Genomic DNA, 14,827 nt, shown 5'->3' with positions numbered 1-14,827 from the left:
ACCATGAGCGCTTCAACTCAGCAAGTGATTGAGAATCGCATAAAAAAATTGGGATTATCTTCGACCTACGTTTGGCTTGCTGTCATGGTGGTTCTGTGGGGAAGTAGCTGGCCGGTTACTAAGCTCGCACTCCAGGACGTGCCTCCGCTCTGGCTGGCTACCGTGCGTTTCGCCAGTGCAGCAGTTTGTCTTTTTGCCTATCTTTTTGCGAGACAACAGCTCAAGCTTCCCGTTAAAGATGATATGCCTATCATCGCAAGCGTGGGCTTGTTGCAGATGATGGCTTTCACTGGTCTGGGGATGGTGGCAATGGTTCATGTCGACACTAGTCGCGCTGTTCTCTTGGCATACACAACGCCACTGTGGTGTGTAGTTGTCGCTTGGGTCATGTTCCGTGAAATGCCCTCTAGATTGCAGATTGCAGGGCTTGTCGTAGGAATGTCAGGGGTCGCTGCTGTGTGCTCTCCAGGAGAGCTCGACTGGACAAATCAGGAAACAGTATTGGGGGCGCTGTTCCTGCTTCTCGCAGCCGTCAGTTGGGCGATTGTCATCCTTCATGTGAAACGTCATCGTTGGGTGACCCCGCCTCTGGTGCTTGCCCCGTGGCAGATGCTCTTGGCTGCCATACCGTTGGCGATTGCAGCCTATGTCGGCGAAGGCTCTCCGACATCTATTGTCTTGGATAGCAAACTGGCTGTGGAATTGTTCTTCATCGGTCCGATTGCGACATCGGCATGCTTTGTGATTTCTGCGGAGTACGGACGGCGAATTTCGACGTTCGGCATCTCAAATTTCACACTTGGGGTACCCTTGGTTGGAACAGTTTTCTCCTGCTTGTCTTTTGGTGCGACCGTTTCGACTATGTTCCTCGCCGGGCTCAGCCTGGTGGTCTTGGGGGTCATGGTATCTGCGTTAGCTTCGCGCTCTCGCCGGACTTAAACCCAAAAGGTTGGCGCAGACGCTTCGGTAAACCCGTTTCGTAGCTTGCAATGCATAAGGCATTAGCTCTGAAACGGGTGTGACTAAGTTACTTAGGGTCTATGCGATAGACGTTCAGTGGTCGCTCGACCTTCGATGCACCATTGTTGAACAAGCTTACTCGATCGACTTGTGCTGCTGGCAAGTACAATCTGCCCTGGTTGTCGAATGCGGGTGCATCTACCCAGTGTAGGCGAGCGTCCTTTGCAATGGTCTGAATGGTGCCGTCAGTGGTGATTCGCTTGACGCTATCTTCAGCTAAGTCGCTGAAGTAGAAATTGCCCTTACTGTCAATGACGGTCCCACCAACCGGTGGCAGATCTCGCCAAAACTCGACATGTTTGTTGAGCTCAACATCAGGCAGGTTGGAATCATTCAGCCAGCGCGTTTCAATCTTGTGCCAAGGGCCTGCCAACGGAGCGAAGTAGAGCCACTTCCCGTCTGGAGAAACCTCAAGAGGATCGGAATGAACCCTCAATGCTGTCCCATCTGGCGCTTTGACTACCTTCCCGCTCAGAATAATGTCGCGGTTCTCGGGCGCGCGTACAGCAGGACTGGTAGTTAAGACGCGCCGGGCTTTGTTGGTTTCGAAGTCCAAGACAACAATGCCAGGAACACCGGCGTCCGTCAGGTAGGCATGCCTGCCATTGAGACGGATATCGTCGATGTAGCTATGTTCTTCAGCGATGCTGCTGTCGAATGGGATGACCTTGATCACTTCGCCGCTTTTTAGGTCAACGATCACGACCTTTGCCCCTCCTGGAATGACTTTGCCGCCGAAGTCAGTTACGCCTGCATCTACAATCCACAGCCGACTATTGTCATCGACGCGCATGGCATTAACATTGACGAAGCGCTCTTCGGCTGGAATGGTTGCGTCATCGCTGTTCCATCGCTTATTTGGAAAGGGATGGGGCTGGCCAGCTTGGTCTAGCTTCGATACGGATGGCCCCGCTGAACCAGTCCATTTTGGACCCGATACATATAGGTTTCCGGCACTATCCACTGCTACTGCATTCCATACAGCATTCGCCGATTGGGCTACCACGTGAAGGGTTGGTGGAACCTCGGCGTGTGATACACCGATAAAGCCTGCCATCAGAGCTGTTAGTAAAAATCGTTTAGGGAAAATCATTCCAATTTCCTGATTTGAAGGGCTGGGCAATGATCATTTTTCCCATTGCGCTGAAAAACCTCGTCATCACGTAAACAGTTTCGTCACGGTGAAGAAAATCAAGCGAATCGATGATCTGCAGAACTTCGTATTGACGGCAGCGCCGGGTAGTCTATCCGCCGCTGCGCGCCTGCTCGACATCTCGCGCCTCGGCGAGCGCTACTTGCCGAACCCGCGGCAAACCTTGAAAGCACTTGACAATGGCGAGGTAGCGCTGACCCAGGGCAGTGGCGAGATCGCTGACACTATTCGTTTGTCAATACCATCGAGCATCGGCAGAAATGTGTTATCCCCATGGTTTGACGTGTCGCGAACATGTGGAGGGCTTACATGTGGAGAGGCATGGAGCAACGTCGGAGTTGCGGTGAGCGCACCAGCTGAGAGGTGTAGCGCAACGAAGTGAGAAGCCGGTTAAGGTTCCCTTCGTCAGCGACAGTTTTAATTCTCAGAAACAGTCGCTCACGACAGTAGCGATATCACCAGATCTGCAATATTGATAGGTACGAATGCTACCGTTAGCAGCGCATAGGCCTTTCGCATGCTGGCTGCAAACACACACAGCGGGATAACGATCATGAGCAGGTCAAAGCCGCCCCAAAGTGCCACCGGTGAAACACCGAACAATAAAATGTTAACGATGAATCCAAGCAGGTAGTAGCCCGACAGGAACAGCAGCGCGTATCGGCCATCCTGTTCGAAATACCCACGAAGCCCTTCGAGTTCGTCTTCGCTTCGGCTGGGCAATACCAGAGCCGATGACACGAACAGCGAAAGTGCCAGTAGTACCAGCAGCATAAATTCCAGAAACGAAAAGGTCGCCCTTACTTGCGGTAGCGCATTGACCGCCCACCAGAAGTCCATCTGTGTGGTGAAAAGCATGATCGCCCAAACAACGGCAACCCAATCCGGGGCAGCATAGCGACGAATCCGAAAGACGGTCAGCGCCCCCAGCAGCAAGCGCGTGGCGGATAAACCCAAAATCATCGATAAGACAGTGGCGACGATTGGGAAATTGCTCATGTTGCCTCCTTATAAGCCAGCGCACTGAAAAGCGTAGCGGGGCAACGGCGTTTTTCGAAGCTATCTTTCTTACTCGCTATCCACGCACCCGCCCTACCCTGGCTAATGTGCCCTGTGGCATGGCAGCCAATGGCGGCAACGCTGGGCACGATACTTCACCAGCTTGCAGCATCGCGCCCACCGGCTGGTACGTACACTCAGGTCACAGGGCGCAACCACGAAGCCAACATCTGTGGGTGTTTCTCGAACCATGCACGCGCCGCTTCGTCAGGGCTCACGCCGCGGCGGTTTACGGCATAGTCGAGCTCGGCCACGATGGTGTTGTCCAGTCGGATGTTGTCGAGCACCTCCAACTGTGCAGCACTGAAACCCGATAGCCGGTCATCCCGTGCAAGCAATACGGCCCGGTCAACACTGCCCAGCAAACCCTTGGGATCCTTGAGCTCGCGGATCCGATAACTGTGATGCAGGAATTGCGGGTGCCAGAGCGGTACTATCCCCCACTTGCCCTCACGCACCAGTTGCTCAAAGGCGGCGACGCATTGTTCCTGGGTCCCGGTACGGAAACTATACCCAGCGCCCACCAGATCATAGTCGACCATCATTTTCAGGGAAAAGCGGGTAATACCGGCACCCGCCCCTATACCTTGAATCTGTTTGTGCATGCGTGCGCTGACATTGGGGTCAAGCAGATCCTCCACCGACGCGACCATCGATTCCGGTACATAATCGGGAACCCCCCATAATGCATAGGGAGTGTAATGCAGCCCCAGTTCTCGGGTCGCTACCTGTTCCTCCACCTTTGCCTTGTAAAGTCCATGACTTGATGGTATCCACGCTGACGCGAGCATGTCGATCGCGCCCTCTCGCAGACGCTCGAAGTTGCGCTCGTGAGGCGCGCTGGAACGCTCCACCACGTAGCCCATGCGTTGCAACACCATGGCCACGACCGCTGCTGTGGCATGGTGAAATGACAAATCGGTTACGCCGAGCCTGACCATTTTTACCCCTCTCTCTTGCATGTGCCCACGCGCCAATGCCGCTGGCAGCAACGCCACAGTGGCGAGGGCCTGGATGAATTGTCTGCGCTTGACAGGTCGCATTGCCTGCCCCTCAGGGATGGGGCGCAACAGTAGAAGAAACCGGGTCAAGGAAGATCAGTTGCAAGGGCTCCGCCAACAGCTGGTCGGCCTGCTCAGCAAAACGCTGGAAGTGTGCGGTGGCCAGATGCGTGTCGAATGCCTGCTGGTCGTCGAACGCTTCGCGCATGTAGAACGTCCCGGGCTCGTCGCAGCGTTCGAACAGCATGTAGTCGCGGTTGCCGGACTCCGCTCGGGTTGGCTCAATCAAGGCCAGCAAGGCCGCTTTCAGTGCCGGTGCTTGGCCTCGCCTGGCCTTGAGGATGGCAAGGGAAACAAGGGGGTGATGCTGCTGGTTCATACCGTAATCCTGGTAGGTTGTCGAAGGCAGGCACGGTGAGCCATGCCTTGAGGTGTGTGTCAGTGTCTCCGGGCTGCTCACCCGGATTAACCTAGACTGCACATCAGCACTTTCATGGCTGAAGTGAAAATACCGATCAAATCTGTTTCGAGCGCCGCTTGCTCGCATAGCGCTAGAGCAATTTGGGCTCGCTGGTCATCCACAAGTGCTCAATGGGTCGGTGCCGGCGCCGCATCGATCTTCAGACGCATCAAGGCATAGGGTTTCTGCCGCAGGTCCCGGCCGCCCTGGAACAACGCCTGCCGATGGAGTTGGTTGGCGATGAAATACAGGTAGCCGTCGGGGCCGATCGACAGGGTGTCGGGCCAGAGCAGGCGCGGATCATGCACCAAGGTCTGCCAGCGGCCGTCTGGCCAGCGCTTGCGGATGGCGTTGTGCTCGTAGTCGCCGGCATAGACGGCGCCCTCGGCGTCGGCCTCCATGCCGTCGGAGGCGCCCTTTTCACCCAGATCCTTCACGGCTGCAGCGAGCCGAGCTTCGCTGATGGCAGGATCTCGCAACAAGGCAGTAGACACGGCATACAGGTGCCGGCTCGAAAGCGGCGTGAAATAGAGCGTCTGGCCATCGGCCGACAAGGCGATGCCATCGGACGCCACCGACAAAGGTTTCGAGGTGCCATCTGGCTGGCCGGCCATCACCGCTGTTCCCTCGACCACCGGGATGAAACCTGGTGCTACTGAGGTCGAGGTGGCGCCACTGAGGCGCCGTGTGGCACGCCCGCTGGCGATGTCCATCACGATGATTGCACCTGGACCGTGCAGCGAGGAGTCGGTTACATAGACCGTTCCCTCGGCACCGTGGCGAAAGTCGAAACGCATATCATTGACGTAGGTACTGGGCAACATCACGTTATCCGGGAACACTAGCCGTTTGACGATACGGTTGCTTGCCAGGTCGACGGCGATCAGCTTTGCGCCTCCGGGGCGTGGCGCCTGAAATCCCGGCGCCGCGGTGTCCAGTAGCCAGACACGGCCGCGGCCGTCGGCCACCACGCTCTGCACGCTGATCAACCCTTTTCCGGGGTCCTTTGGGTCCTCCTGATTCACTGCCAGGTCCGGAAAGGGCCGGACCTGGCCGTTGCGAAGCTCGCCGACGGTGAAAGGGACATTGTCCCCCCAGCGTGGATAGTTGACGAAGATGCGCCCGGTCTCGGTGACGGTGACGCCTGTCGGCATGGCGTCACGGAACGCGTGAACCTGTTCGAGCTTGCCGAAAGCCCGCTCTGCTGGCGCGTGCGGAGAAAGGGCGGTGGCCTCGATGACCTGGGCGGAAGATGCACCTGCTGTCAGCATGGTGCAGAGAAATACCGTTGGTTTAAGCATAGATGCTCCTCGCGGACCGTATCGACAGGTCCGCCGTTGTCTGTCAGATGAGTTTCAGAAACCTTCCAGGACAATCTTGCCGCGCGCCTTGCCGCTTTCCACCATCGCGTGGGCACGGCGCATGTTGGCAGCATTAATGGCACCGAAATGCTCGCCCAGGGTGGTGCGCAAGATGCCCTGGTCGATCAGACCGGCCACCCGCTCGAGCAAATCGTGCTGGCGCACCATGTCTTCGGTCTCGTACAGCGAGCGGGTGAACATCAGTTCCCAGTGCAGCGACAGAGACTTGCGCTTGAGCGGCATGACATCCAGGGTCTGCGGGTCGTCGATAACTCCCAAGCGACCTTGTGGCCGCAGCACCTCGACCAGTTGCGCGAAGTGTTGCTCGGTATGAGTGAGGCTGGCGACATGACTGACCGACTCGATCCCCAGGGCCTGCAGTTGCCCTTGCAGCGGCGCGCTGTGATCGATGACGTGATGGGCGCCCAGTTCGCGCACCCAGTCGGCGGTCTCGGAGCGGGAGGCCGTGCCGATGACTGTCAGGCGGGTCAGTTGCCGGGCCAGTTGCACCAGCATCGAGCCGACACCGCCGGCGGCGCCGACGATCAGCAGGGCATCGCCCTCCCCGCCACCTTCGACCAAGCCTAAGCGGTCGAACAGCAGTTCCCAGGCGGTGATGGCCGTCAGCGGCAGCGCTGCCGCCTGCGCCGCATCCAGGCTGCGCGGTTGGTGCCCGACGATGCGTTCGTCGACCAGGTGATATTCGCTGTAGCTGCCGGGCCTGGCGATGGAGCCGGCGTAGAACACCTGGTCGCCTGGCTTGAACAGGGTCACCTGAGTGCCGACTTCACGGACAATACCGGCCGCGTCCCAGCCGAGTATTTTCGGCTCAGACGTGAAGGTTCCGGCACGCACTTTGGTGTCGACGGGGTTGACCGACACGGCCTTGACCTCCACCAGAAGATCTCTAGGCCCAGGGCTTGGCCTGGGCATGTAGATGTCCTGAAGAGACGCCGGGTCTTCGATGGGCAAGCCATGGTGGATAAAGGTGATCGCTTTCATAGGCACTCGCTGCTGGATATGGTTTGATTCGTGAACCCAGTCTGGCGTGTCCGGCCCTTTGGAAAAACCGGCTTTGCCCGTGAACACTTTCATTGCAGGAGTAATAATGATCCGTCTCGACGATCTGGGCATCTTCGTTCGCAGCGCCGCGCTGGGCAGTTTTACCGCAGCGGCCCACGAGGCCGACCTGCTGCCCGGCCAGGCGGCCGAGGCGGTCAAGCGCCTGGAACGTGAGCTGGATGTGCGGCTGTTTGCCCGCACCACGCGCAGCTTGCGCCTGACAGCCGAGGGCGAGCAGTACCTGCCCTCTGCCCTCGCTGCTCTGGAAGCGCTCAGGCACGGGCGGGATAACCTGCGTCGGGAAAGCGCCCAGCTCAGCGGAACATTGCAGGTGGCCGCGCCCTCCGACCTGGGACGCAACGTGCTGCTGCCCTGGCTCACGGCGTTTCGCCGCGAACACCCGCAGTTGAACTTGCGCCTGTTTCTCTCTGACCAAGTCGCCGATCTGTTCCGCGAGCCCGTGGATATCGCCATCCGCTACGGCCTTAACGCCGACGCCAACTATATCGCCCTGCCACTGGCACCTTGGAACCGCAAGGTGCTAGTGGCCTCGCCCGAGTACTTGGCGCGGCAAGGTCCGCTGCTCGCTCCCGAGGACTTGCGCGAGCATCAGTGCCTGCTGTACATGCAGCAAGGCCGAGTCTACGACAAATGGCAATTGGGAACGGAGACCGTCCAGGTGCGTGGAGCCCTACTCTGCGACGATGCCGATATCGCCCGGCGCTGGGCCGTGGCCGGCGAAGGAGTCACCTACAAATCTTGGCTGGATGTCAGCGATGATGTGTTGGCGGGACGGCTTGTCGTGCTGCTGCAGGATCACCCCGGACCGGCCATGCCGCTGAGTCTGGTATGCCCGCACCGCAAGCAGTTGTCGCCTGCGGTGAGGCAGTTGCACGCCTGGCTGTCCAGCCGCTTCGCCGTACTAGAGCGCGATTGATCAGCCGCGACTGATCAGCGGGAGGCGGGTGAAGCGCCCCTCAGTGCGGCGTCTCGAGCAGGTCCGGTCGATACCCGCCACGTCGACGGGAGTAGATCCACAAGGTGGCAAAGGCGATGACCAACGAGCCCGGCAACCCTGCGACCAGCATCAAGGCGCTGGAAGTCGTGTAGCGGTCCATCAACGAGCCGATTACCGGCACGGCCACCATGACCGAGAGCATGCCGGCGCCCCCCATCAGATTGATCAGCAGTGCCCCACCCCTGGGCAGCAACTCGCTGGTGATTGCGAGCATGGTGGGCCAGAAGAAGGTCTTGCCGATACCGAACACCGTGACGCACAGCAACGCTGCTGCGCCGGCCCAGTACCCCGGCAGGGCACCCTGCCCCGATATTCCCAGCCCCAGCAAGCCAGACATTGCCAATACAGCGCTGAACGTAAGCACGGCAAAGGGGGAAAAACGCGAGAAGACCCAGCTTGACGCGTACTGGCGCAGGATGAACATCAAGCCTGCGGTATAGACCAGCAGCAAGATGCTGTTGCTGCCCAACTCAGGCAGCAGATCGACCATGATTTTTGCAAACCATTGGTCCGGCGCCAGTTCGGTTGCCGCCGTCACCCACATCAACAGCATGAGCACGATGAACAGTGGGCGCTTTACCTGGGCAAACATGACACTGCTCGATACCCTGGCACTGACCCGTTCGGTACTGGGATAGCGCAAGGGAATGACCAGCATCAGATAGCCAAGTACCGGCACGGCCACCACCGCCAGCTTGGCCTGCCACGGCAGTTCGAGCAGCCCCAGGGCCCAGGCGGTCAAGCCACCGACGATCAGGCCCATCGGCCACCACGCATGGAGCCGAGTGAGCATGCGGCGCTTGTCATGCTTGAACAGCGTCGCGACCAGCGGGTTGGTCACGCCCTCGACAATGCCCTGGGCAATGCCGGTGAGCAGGAAACCAAGATAAAGCACCGTGGTCCCCGTGGCCGCGAACACATCGTCGATTGGTTGACCGCCGTGGTTGGCCGGAGCCAGCAGGATCAGGGCGATCCCCAGCAGGTAGCCCAGCCCAGAGACGATGTGCAGGCATTTCATGCCAATCCAGTCAACGATCAAGGCACAGGCAATGATACCCAGGGTGAAGCCCCAGAAAACCGACGAGATGGTCAAGCCGATCATCGCATTGGATAACTGGTAATCGTCGCCGATCGAATGCAGGACGTCCGCACGGATGGAAAAAATCATCGAGGTCACCAGCAGCGACAGGCAACTGGCGAAGAACAGCTTGTTGGCCTGGATCATGTTCGTGGCTCCTGCTCACTGGGCATCGATTTCAGCGAACAGGTACACCAGGCAGAAGCCGTCCATGGGCATCACCGGGTTGGACCAGATCATGCGTGTGTGCCGGGCTCGCTCGTTGAACAGCTCCACCAACAGGTCCGACGCACCATCCAGCGCTTTGGGATGATCGTGGAAGTCCTCGGCCACATTGAGCACGCCTTCGAGCCTGTAGATCTGACGGATCCGGCTCAATTCACCCACCGCATCCTTGAGCTGGGCGATCGCGTTCAATGCCGCCAAGCGGCAGGCCGCATAGCCTTGGTCGAGGTCGAGATCGCGTCCCAGGCGGCCACGGTACTGCAGTTGCCCATCGATCCAGGGAAACTGCCCGGACGTCATCAGCGTATTGCCGACGATGCTCCAGGGTACGTAGTTGCCCAGTGCCGGAGCAGGGCTGGGCAAGGTCAGGCCGGCAGCTTGCAGGCGCGATTCAGGCGTGTCGAGCATGTTCATGGTGAGGTCCTTGTGCTGTTGTTATTGTCAAGCGCGCGCAAGGCGCGCCTGGACGCTATACCGGGGAAAACGCAAGCAGAGGCAGGTAGCCGCAGATCCTTGTCGAACCAACGGCTGTCAACTTGGGTTGGCGGGGTGAGGCGAGTCAATTTCAAGGTGCGGCATGCTCTGGCCAACGATTCGGCTACCCGGCACGTAGTCGAAGATCATCTCGATGGTTATGCCGTTGGGGTCCTCAAGAAACAGTTGGTGTTCGCCGATTTGCGGTATGACACGTTCACGAAACGCAATACCCATAGATTGCAATCGCACCTGGACTTGCTCCAGTCCCTCGCAACGCAGCGACACATGATCGAGCGAACCCGATCCATACCCGCCTGGCTTGTCACCGAGGTACATCTGCAGCTCCTTTGGGTCGCCCTGGACACTGGCGATGTGCAGCAGCGGCTGGTCGCCGGCATACATCCAGTAACCAGGGAACTGGAAACCCGGCCGGGGCCCAGGCACCAAACCGATCACATGCTCAAAGAACTCTGCAGTTTCGACCCAGAGTGGGGTACGGATGGTGAAATGATCGAGTTTGTGGACACTCATGAAATTCTCCGGATAGGGTAATGCCAAATAAGCTAGCCGTCGCAACACGCGGCTAATTGCGCTAGACGACCGGTGGGAAACCGGCAAGGCGCTTGACGAGTCTGGCGTGCCTTGCGCCCGTGATTAATCGGCCCTGCCCATTAACACTTTCATCGCCTACGTGAAAATGCACCGCCTCGACGCCCGGGCCACCTTGGTTCAACACTCCAGGTTATCGATAAGCCGGGTAGTCGCTGTAACCCACCTCGTCACCGCCGAACAGCCGGCTGCCATCGAACTCGGCCAGGGGCCAGTCATGCTGCAGTCGCGCGGGAAAATCCGGATTGGCGACAAAAGGACGGCCGAAGGCAACCAAGTCCACCAGGCCTGCGTCGAGCAGCGCCTGGCCGCGCGCCAGGGTATAGCGCCCGGCCACGATGATCGCTGCGCTGAAATCGCGGCGCAGTTGATGCCGGAAGGGTTCGGGAATCTGCGGTGCATCGTCCCAATCCGCCTCGGCCAGGTGCAGATAGGCGACACCCAAGGTATCGAGCGCTTGAGCGGCCTGGAGGATGGTCGGGATCACGTCCGGGCAGTTCATGCCACGTGCCGTGATGTAGGGGGCCAGGCGTACGCCGGTGCGTTGCGCGCCGATCTCCCCGGCGACCGCACGGGTGACGTCGATCAGGAATCGGATACGGTTCTCACGGCTGCCGCCGTACTTGTCATCGCGCAGGTTCGAGGTGGTGCGCAGGAACTGGTCGATCAGGTAGCCGTTGCCAGCGTGGATCTCCACCCCATCAAATCCGGCTTCGCGCGCATGCCGGGCGGCCAGACGGTAGTCTTCGATCACCGCCTGGATATCCTCCTGGCTCAAGGCGCGAGGCTCGCTGACATCGACCATCCGCCCTACCCCGTCATCACCGGCCACCCATACCTGCGCGTCGGCACGCAGCGCCGAGGGCGCCACCGGCTGGCCATCGGCGTGGAAGCTAGCGTGGGACATCCGGCCTACATGCCACAACTGCAGGAACATGCGCCCACCCTTGGCATGCACGGCGTCGGTGACTTGCCGCCAGCCTGCCACTTGCTCGGCGCTGTAGATGCCCGGGGTGAAGCTGTAGCCCTTGCCCTGGGGGCTGATCTGCGTCGCCTCGCTGATGATCAGACCGGCGCTGGCGCGTTGGGCGTAATAATGCGCCATCATCGCATTGGCCACGTCTCCAGGCCGGGTGCTGCGTGAACGGGTCATCGGCGCCATGACGATGCGGTTGGGCAGCGTGAGGGGGCCGAGTTCATAGGATGTGAAGAGTTGCAGAGGGCTGGACATGGGAGGCTCCTGGTCAGACGGTGGCTTGGCGTTTGTGCTGGTAGTCATGGGCAACACCTCGTCGTGCGCTTTGGGTGCCTGCATCATCATTTATTGGAAATGTGCGATAAATATGGCCTTTGGCACATGACTTATAAGGAACGCTTACAAATGCACGGGTTGGCTGAGTTGAAAGTGCTAGTCAAAGCTGCCGAAGCCGGCAGCCTCTCGGCTGCGGCGCGTGAGCTGGATATCAGCCCCGCCGCAGCCAGCCTCACGCTCAAGCGCCTGGAGTCCCGCCTTGGGGTTCGCCTGTTCGCCCGCTCGACGCGCCAGCAACGCCTGACGGCGGAGGGTGAGCGTTATCTCGAAGCGGCACGGCTTGCGCTGGCGGCACTGGACGAAGGTGAGCGGGCTATTCGCGGGGCCGGGCGGGGTCTGGCCGGCGTATTGCAACTGGCGGCACCTTCGGACTTCGGCCGCAGTGTGCTGCTGGGTTGGCTGGATGATTTGCATGCCTTGCACCCCCACTTGCAGTTGCACCTGTTGCTCAACGACCGCCCTAACAACCTGTTCGGCGAACCGGTGGATGTCGCGTTGCGGTTTGGCGTCCCGGTCGATTCAACTCTGGTGGCCTTGCCGGTGCTGGAGGCGCATCATCGGGTCGCCTGCGCCAGCCCCACCTATCTTGCTCGCCAGGGGAAGCCTGAATCACCTCAGGCACTGGCCGAACACTCGGCGATCATCTACCAGCGTCAGGGGCGTCCCTACGATGTCTGGCGATTCAGTCGTGGTGACGAAGTCTGCGAGGTCAAGGTCCGCGGCAACTATCGCAGCGACGATGGCGAGGTTGCCAGGCGCTGGGCGCTTGCCGGGCACGGGATCGTGTATAAGGCCTGGCTCGATGTCGCTACGGATGTGCGCGCCGGCAGGCTGTGCGCCTTGTTCACCGACTGGCAGGGAGAACCCGCGCCGGTATATCTGATGTGTCCCCACAGGGTTCAGGTCAGTGAGCGGGTCAGGGTCCTTCAAGCCTTTCTACGCGAACGCTGCGCATCGTTGGCCGGGACGCAGGACATTCGCGCCATCTGAATGGTAGGCTGCCTGTCGCTCAAGTCCGAACAGGCGCCGTCACCATGCCCTCCGCCCAAACTGCAAAGCCATACACCCTGCTGGCCATCGATGACGATCCGCAATCGCTGGTGATCCTGTCGAAGATCCTCACGGCCGAGTACGAGGTTCTCCTTGCCAAGAGCAGCGCACGAGGGCTGGAGCTGGCCAGGAACAGCCAGCCCGACCTGATCATCCTCGATATCACCATGCCGGAGATGGACGGTTTCCAGGTGCTCGGCGAACTGCGCAAGCACCCCGCCACTGCCGGCATCCCGGTGATATTCCTGACTTCCCGCACCAGCGTCGAGGATGAGCGCCTAGGGCTGCTGCTCGGCGCATCGGACTACATCACCAAGCCCATTTCCCCACCGGTCGTGCTGGCCAGGGTCGCTATCCACCTGGGGTATCGCGACAAACTGCTGCACCCATGCCAACCCGTTGGCGGCTCGGCCGCGGGCAGCGACATGCGCGAAGGCTTCATCGCCGCCCTGGCCATGCAATTGAGGCATAACCCACAGGTGCACCTGGACGCACTGCTCGACAGCTTCGCTGCGGTACTCGCCCATGCCCTCGACGAGCCCGACCTGAAGGCGTTGCGTTCGGCGGCCTGCCTGGCTTTGCTCGGCCTCGGCCAGGCGCACAATTCCTTGCCCCAGGCACTGGGTACTAGCCGTTTACTGATCGAGGAGATCATCGAGCACACCAATGCGGAGGACCCGGTGCTGAACCTGGCATGGGACCTCAGCCAGGCCGATGGCCTGCTGGGGGGGCACGCGTCAACCACACTGGACGAGCACGCCCCACTGTTCGCCCGCTTGTTCGCGCTCACGCTGACGTACCATCTGACGCTACTGCAGCCAGCGGTGAGTGTGGCGCTTCGGCACGATCTGGCCCTGGGTGCCATGTTTTCGCACCCTGCGGCCTACAACCTGCCCAGCGACACCGAGCATCTGTGCTCGACCCTGCTGGGCATCGCTCATGCTCGCCTGGACAGTTGAGCGAGCGCCCCGACCATGGCCAACCTGGAAGATCTCGAGCTGTTTGTCCTCATCGCCGAGCTGCAAGGGCTTTCCCCTGCGGCACGTGCCATGTCCATCACGCCGGCGGCGGCCAGCCTGGCGCTCAAGCGCCTTGAAAACCGTTTGGGAGTAAGGCTGTTCACACGTTCCACGCGCCTGATGAAGCTGACCAGAGAGGGGGCGCGCTACCTGGATAGCGCGCAACATGCCTTGAAGATTCTTGCTCAAGGCCAGCGCGCGCTCTCCCAGGATGACGGTCAGCTGGAGCTGTCAGTGTCCTCCGACCTTGGGCGCCACCTGCTGCTTGACCTTTTGCTGCATCAGAAGAAACAGCAACCTGGGCTGCAGATCCGTCTCTCGCTCGATGACAAGGAAGAAGACCTGTTCACAGGGCGCTTCGATGCCGCGCTGCGTTTCGGCCGCAGCCTGGCACTGGATCTGGTCGAGCTGCCGATACTCAAACAGCACCACTTCATCGCCTGTGCGTCACCGGCCTATCTTGCATGCCACGACGCACCGCAACGCCCTGAGCAGTTGAGCACGCATGACTGCATTGTCAACCATGCTCTGGGCAAGACCGAATCGCACTGGCGCTTCCATGATGCTGCGGAGGTTGTGCATGTACGGGTCCAAGGGATGTTCTGTTGCGACGATGGTGACCTGGCGAGGCGTTGGGCGCTGGCAGGCCAAGGCGTCTGCTACCTTCCCTTGCTCAACGTTGCGCAGGACTTGCAGGCCGGACAGCTTCTGCCGTTGTTGCCAGGCTGGAGGGGGGATCTGGCCCCGTTAAGCCTGGTCGTTTCCCATCGCTCGCGAATCACCTCCTCATTGCGACATCTGCATGCCTTGTTGGTCGAGGCCTGCAACGAACGGATCAGTCGTTGCCATGCAGCCCTTGAGGCCTGGCCACCCTGCTGACCTGTCACCCTGCTGACCTGTCACCCTGCTTGCTTGCCGGTGAA

15 protein-coding genes are annotated in these 14,827 nt (G+C 60.0%); 5 read left to right on the top strand and 10 right to left on the bottom strand.

Annotation, left to right across the window (positions count from 1 at the left end):
- Window positions 1-3: 3 nt before the first annotated feature.
- A complete protein-coding gene (locus AC25M7_RS15600) occupies window positions 4-939 on the top strand; it encodes a DMT family transporter (RefSeq protein WP_486971231.1) in 936 nt (311 codons plus the stop codon).
- Between the two features lie 88 nt (window positions 940-1,027).
- On the opposite strand, the gene AC25M7_RS15595 is transcribed toward AC25M7_RS15600, so the two are convergent.
- The 6 genes from AC25M7_RS15595 to AC25M7_RS15570 all read right to left on the bottom strand — a co-directional run bounded on the left by AC25M7_RS15595 (window position 1,028) and on the right by AC25M7_RS15570 (window position 7,056).
- Window positions 1,028-2,113, bottom strand: a complete 1,086-nt coding sequence (locus tag AC25M7_RS15595) for an L-dopachrome tautomerase-related protein (RefSeq protein ID WP_486971230.1) — start codon at window positions 2,111-2,113, stop codon at window positions 1,028-1,030.
- A gap of 498 nt (window positions 2,114-2,611) precedes the next feature.
- Complete coding sequence (locus AC25M7_RS15590; protein WP_486971229.1) at window positions 2,612-3,172, bottom strand: hypothetical protein; 561 nt, start codon at window positions 3,170-3,172, stop codon at window positions 2,612-2,614.
- 197 nt (window positions 3,173-3,369) lie between these two features.
- Entirely contained in the window at window positions 3,370-4,275 is a 906-nt protein-coding gene (locus AC25M7_RS15585; protein WP_486971228.1) for a glycine betaine ABC transporter substrate-binding protein, read from the bottom strand.
- A gap of 10 nt (window positions 4,276-4,285) precedes the next feature.
- Entirely contained in the window at window positions 4,286-4,612 is a 327-nt protein-coding gene (locus tag AC25M7_RS15580) for a putative quinol monooxygenase (protein WP_486971227.1), read from the bottom strand.
- Between the two features lie 209 nt (window positions 4,613-4,821).
- Entirely contained in the window at window positions 4,822-5,964 is a 1,143-nt protein-coding gene (locus AC25M7_RS15575; protein ID WP_486971246.1) for an L-dopachrome tautomerase-related protein, read from the bottom strand.
- Window positions 5,965-6,048: 84 nt separating this feature from the next.
- A complete protein-coding gene (locus AC25M7_RS15570; protein WP_486971226.1) occupies window positions 6,049-7,056 on the bottom strand; it encodes a zinc-binding alcohol dehydrogenase family protein in 1,008 nt (335 codons plus the stop codon).
- Window positions 7,057-7,162: 106 nt separating this feature from the next.
- Between AC25M7_RS15570 and AC25M7_RS15565 the strand changes: the two genes are divergently transcribed.
- A complete protein-coding gene (locus AC25M7_RS15565; protein WP_280060160.1) occupies window positions 7,163-8,053 on the top strand; it encodes a LysR family transcriptional regulator in 891 nt (296 codons plus the stop codon).
- A gap of 40 nt (window positions 8,054-8,093) precedes the next feature.
- On the opposite strand, the gene AC25M7_RS15560 is transcribed toward AC25M7_RS15565, so the two are convergent.
- The 4 genes from AC25M7_RS15560 to AC25M7_RS15545 all read right to left on the bottom strand — a co-directional run bounded on the left by AC25M7_RS15560 (window position 8,094) and on the right by AC25M7_RS15545 (window position 11,754).
- Window positions 8,094-9,359: an MFS transporter gene (locus AC25M7_RS15560; protein ID WP_280060159.1), complete on the bottom strand. Its 1,266-nt coding sequence runs from the start codon at window positions 9,357-9,359 to the stop codon at window positions 8,094-8,096.
- 15 nt (window positions 9,360-9,374) lie between these two features.
- Complete coding sequence (locus AC25M7_RS15555) at window positions 9,375-9,851, bottom strand: Atu1372/SO_1960 family protein (protein ID WP_280060158.1); 477 nt, start codon at window positions 9,849-9,851, stop codon at window positions 9,375-9,377.
- Between the two features lie 117 nt (window positions 9,852-9,968).
- Complete coding sequence (locus tag AC25M7_RS15550) at window positions 9,969-10,445, bottom strand: VOC family protein (protein WP_486971225.1); 477 nt, start codon at window positions 10,443-10,445, stop codon at window positions 9,969-9,971.
- 211 nt (window positions 10,446-10,656) lie between these two features.
- The gene (locus tag AC25M7_RS15545) at window positions 10,657-11,754 is read right to left on the bottom strand and encodes an alkene reductase (RefSeq protein WP_280060154.1); all 1,098 of its coding nucleotides are present in this window, start codon (window positions 11,752-11,754) and stop codon (window positions 10,657-10,659) included.
- Window positions 11,755-11,904: 150 nt separating this feature from the next.
- Between AC25M7_RS15545 and AC25M7_RS15540 the strand changes: the two genes are divergently transcribed.
- Genes AC25M7_RS15540 through AC25M7_RS15530 form a run of 3 tightly spaced genes read left to right on the top strand, consistent with a single transcriptional unit; the run spans window position 11,905 to window position 14,783 of the window.
- Window positions 11,905-12,825 (top strand): LysR family transcriptional regulator, encoded by a 921-nt coding sequence (locus tag AC25M7_RS15540; RefSeq protein WP_486971245.1) that lies wholly within the window; start codon window positions 11,905-11,907, stop codon window positions 12,823-12,825.
- Between the two features lie 44 nt (window positions 12,826-12,869).
- Complete coding sequence (locus AC25M7_RS15535; protein WP_486971224.1) at window positions 12,870-13,844, top strand: response regulator; 975 nt, start codon at window positions 12,870-12,872, stop codon at window positions 13,842-13,844.
- A 15-nt stretch (window positions 13,845-13,859) separates the two neighbouring features.
- Complete coding sequence (locus AC25M7_RS15530) at window positions 13,860-14,783, top strand: LysR family transcriptional regulator (protein WP_486971223.1); 924 nt, start codon at window positions 13,860-13,862, stop codon at window positions 14,781-14,783.
- Window positions 14,784-14,827: the final 44 nt, after the last annotated feature.

It is taken from the genome of Pseudomonas sp. P106(2024) (assembly GCF_057480815.1).
Note: the sequence above shows the minus strand (reverse complement) of the source record. Positions and strands in the feature narration are given on the sequence as shown.

Excerpts from the sequence above, each read along its gene's own strand:
- AC25M7_RS15600 (WP_486971231.1), top strand. The coding sequence starts at position 4 with ATGAGCGCTTCAACTCAGCAAGTGATTGAGAATCGCATAAAAAAATTG.
- AC25M7_RS15595 (WP_486971230.1), bottom strand. The coding sequence starts at position 2,113 with ATGATTTTCCCTAAACGATTTTTACTAACAGCTCTGATGGCAGGCTTT.
- AC25M7_RS15590 (WP_486971229.1), bottom strand. The coding sequence starts at position 3,172 with ATGAGCAATTTCCCAATCGTCGCCACTGTCTTATCGATGATTTTGGGT.
- AC25M7_RS15585 (WP_486971228.1), bottom strand. The coding sequence starts at position 4,275 with ATGCGACCTGTCAAGCGCAGACAATTCATCCAGGCCCTCGCCACTGTG.
- AC25M7_RS15580 (WP_486971227.1), bottom strand. The coding sequence starts at position 4,612 with ATGAACCAGCAGCATCACCCCCTTGTTTCCCTTGCCATCCTCAAGGCC.
- AC25M7_RS15575 (WP_486971246.1), bottom strand. The coding sequence starts at position 5,964 with ATGCTGACAGCAGGTGCATCTTCCGCCCAGGTCATCGAGGCCACCGCC.
- AC25M7_RS15570 (WP_486971226.1), bottom strand. The coding sequence starts at position 7,056 with ATGAAAGCGATCACCTTTATCCACCATGGCTTGCCCATCGAAGACCCG.
- AC25M7_RS15565 (WP_280060160.1), top strand. The coding sequence starts at position 7,163 with ATGATCCGTCTCGACGATCTGGGCATCTTCGTTCGCAGCGCCGCGCTG.
- AC25M7_RS15560 (WP_280060159.1), bottom strand. The coding sequence starts at position 9,359 with ATGATCCAGGCCAACAAGCTGTTCTTCGCCAGTTGCCTGTCGCTGCTG.
- AC25M7_RS15555 (WP_280060158.1), bottom strand. The coding sequence starts at position 9,851 with ATGAACATGCTCGACACGCCTGAATCGCGCCTGCAAGCTGCCGGCCTG.
- AC25M7_RS15550 (WP_486971225.1), bottom strand. The coding sequence starts at position 10,445 with ATGAGTGTCCACAAACTCGATCATTTCACCATCCGTACCCCACTCTGG.
- AC25M7_RS15545 (WP_280060154.1), bottom strand. The coding sequence starts at position 11,754 with ATGTCCAGCCCTCTGCAACTCTTCACATCCTATGAACTCGGCCCCCTC.
- AC25M7_RS15540 (WP_486971245.1), top strand. The coding sequence starts at position 11,905 with ATGCACGGGTTGGCTGAGTTGAAAGTGCTAGTCAAAGCTGCCGAAGCC.
- AC25M7_RS15535 (WP_486971224.1), top strand. The coding sequence starts at position 12,870 with ATGCCCTCCGCCCAAACTGCAAAGCCATACACCCTGCTGGCCATCGAT.
- AC25M7_RS15530 (WP_486971223.1), top strand. The coding sequence starts at position 13,860 with ATGGCCAACCTGGAAGATCTCGAGCTGTTTGTCCTCATCGCCGAGCTG.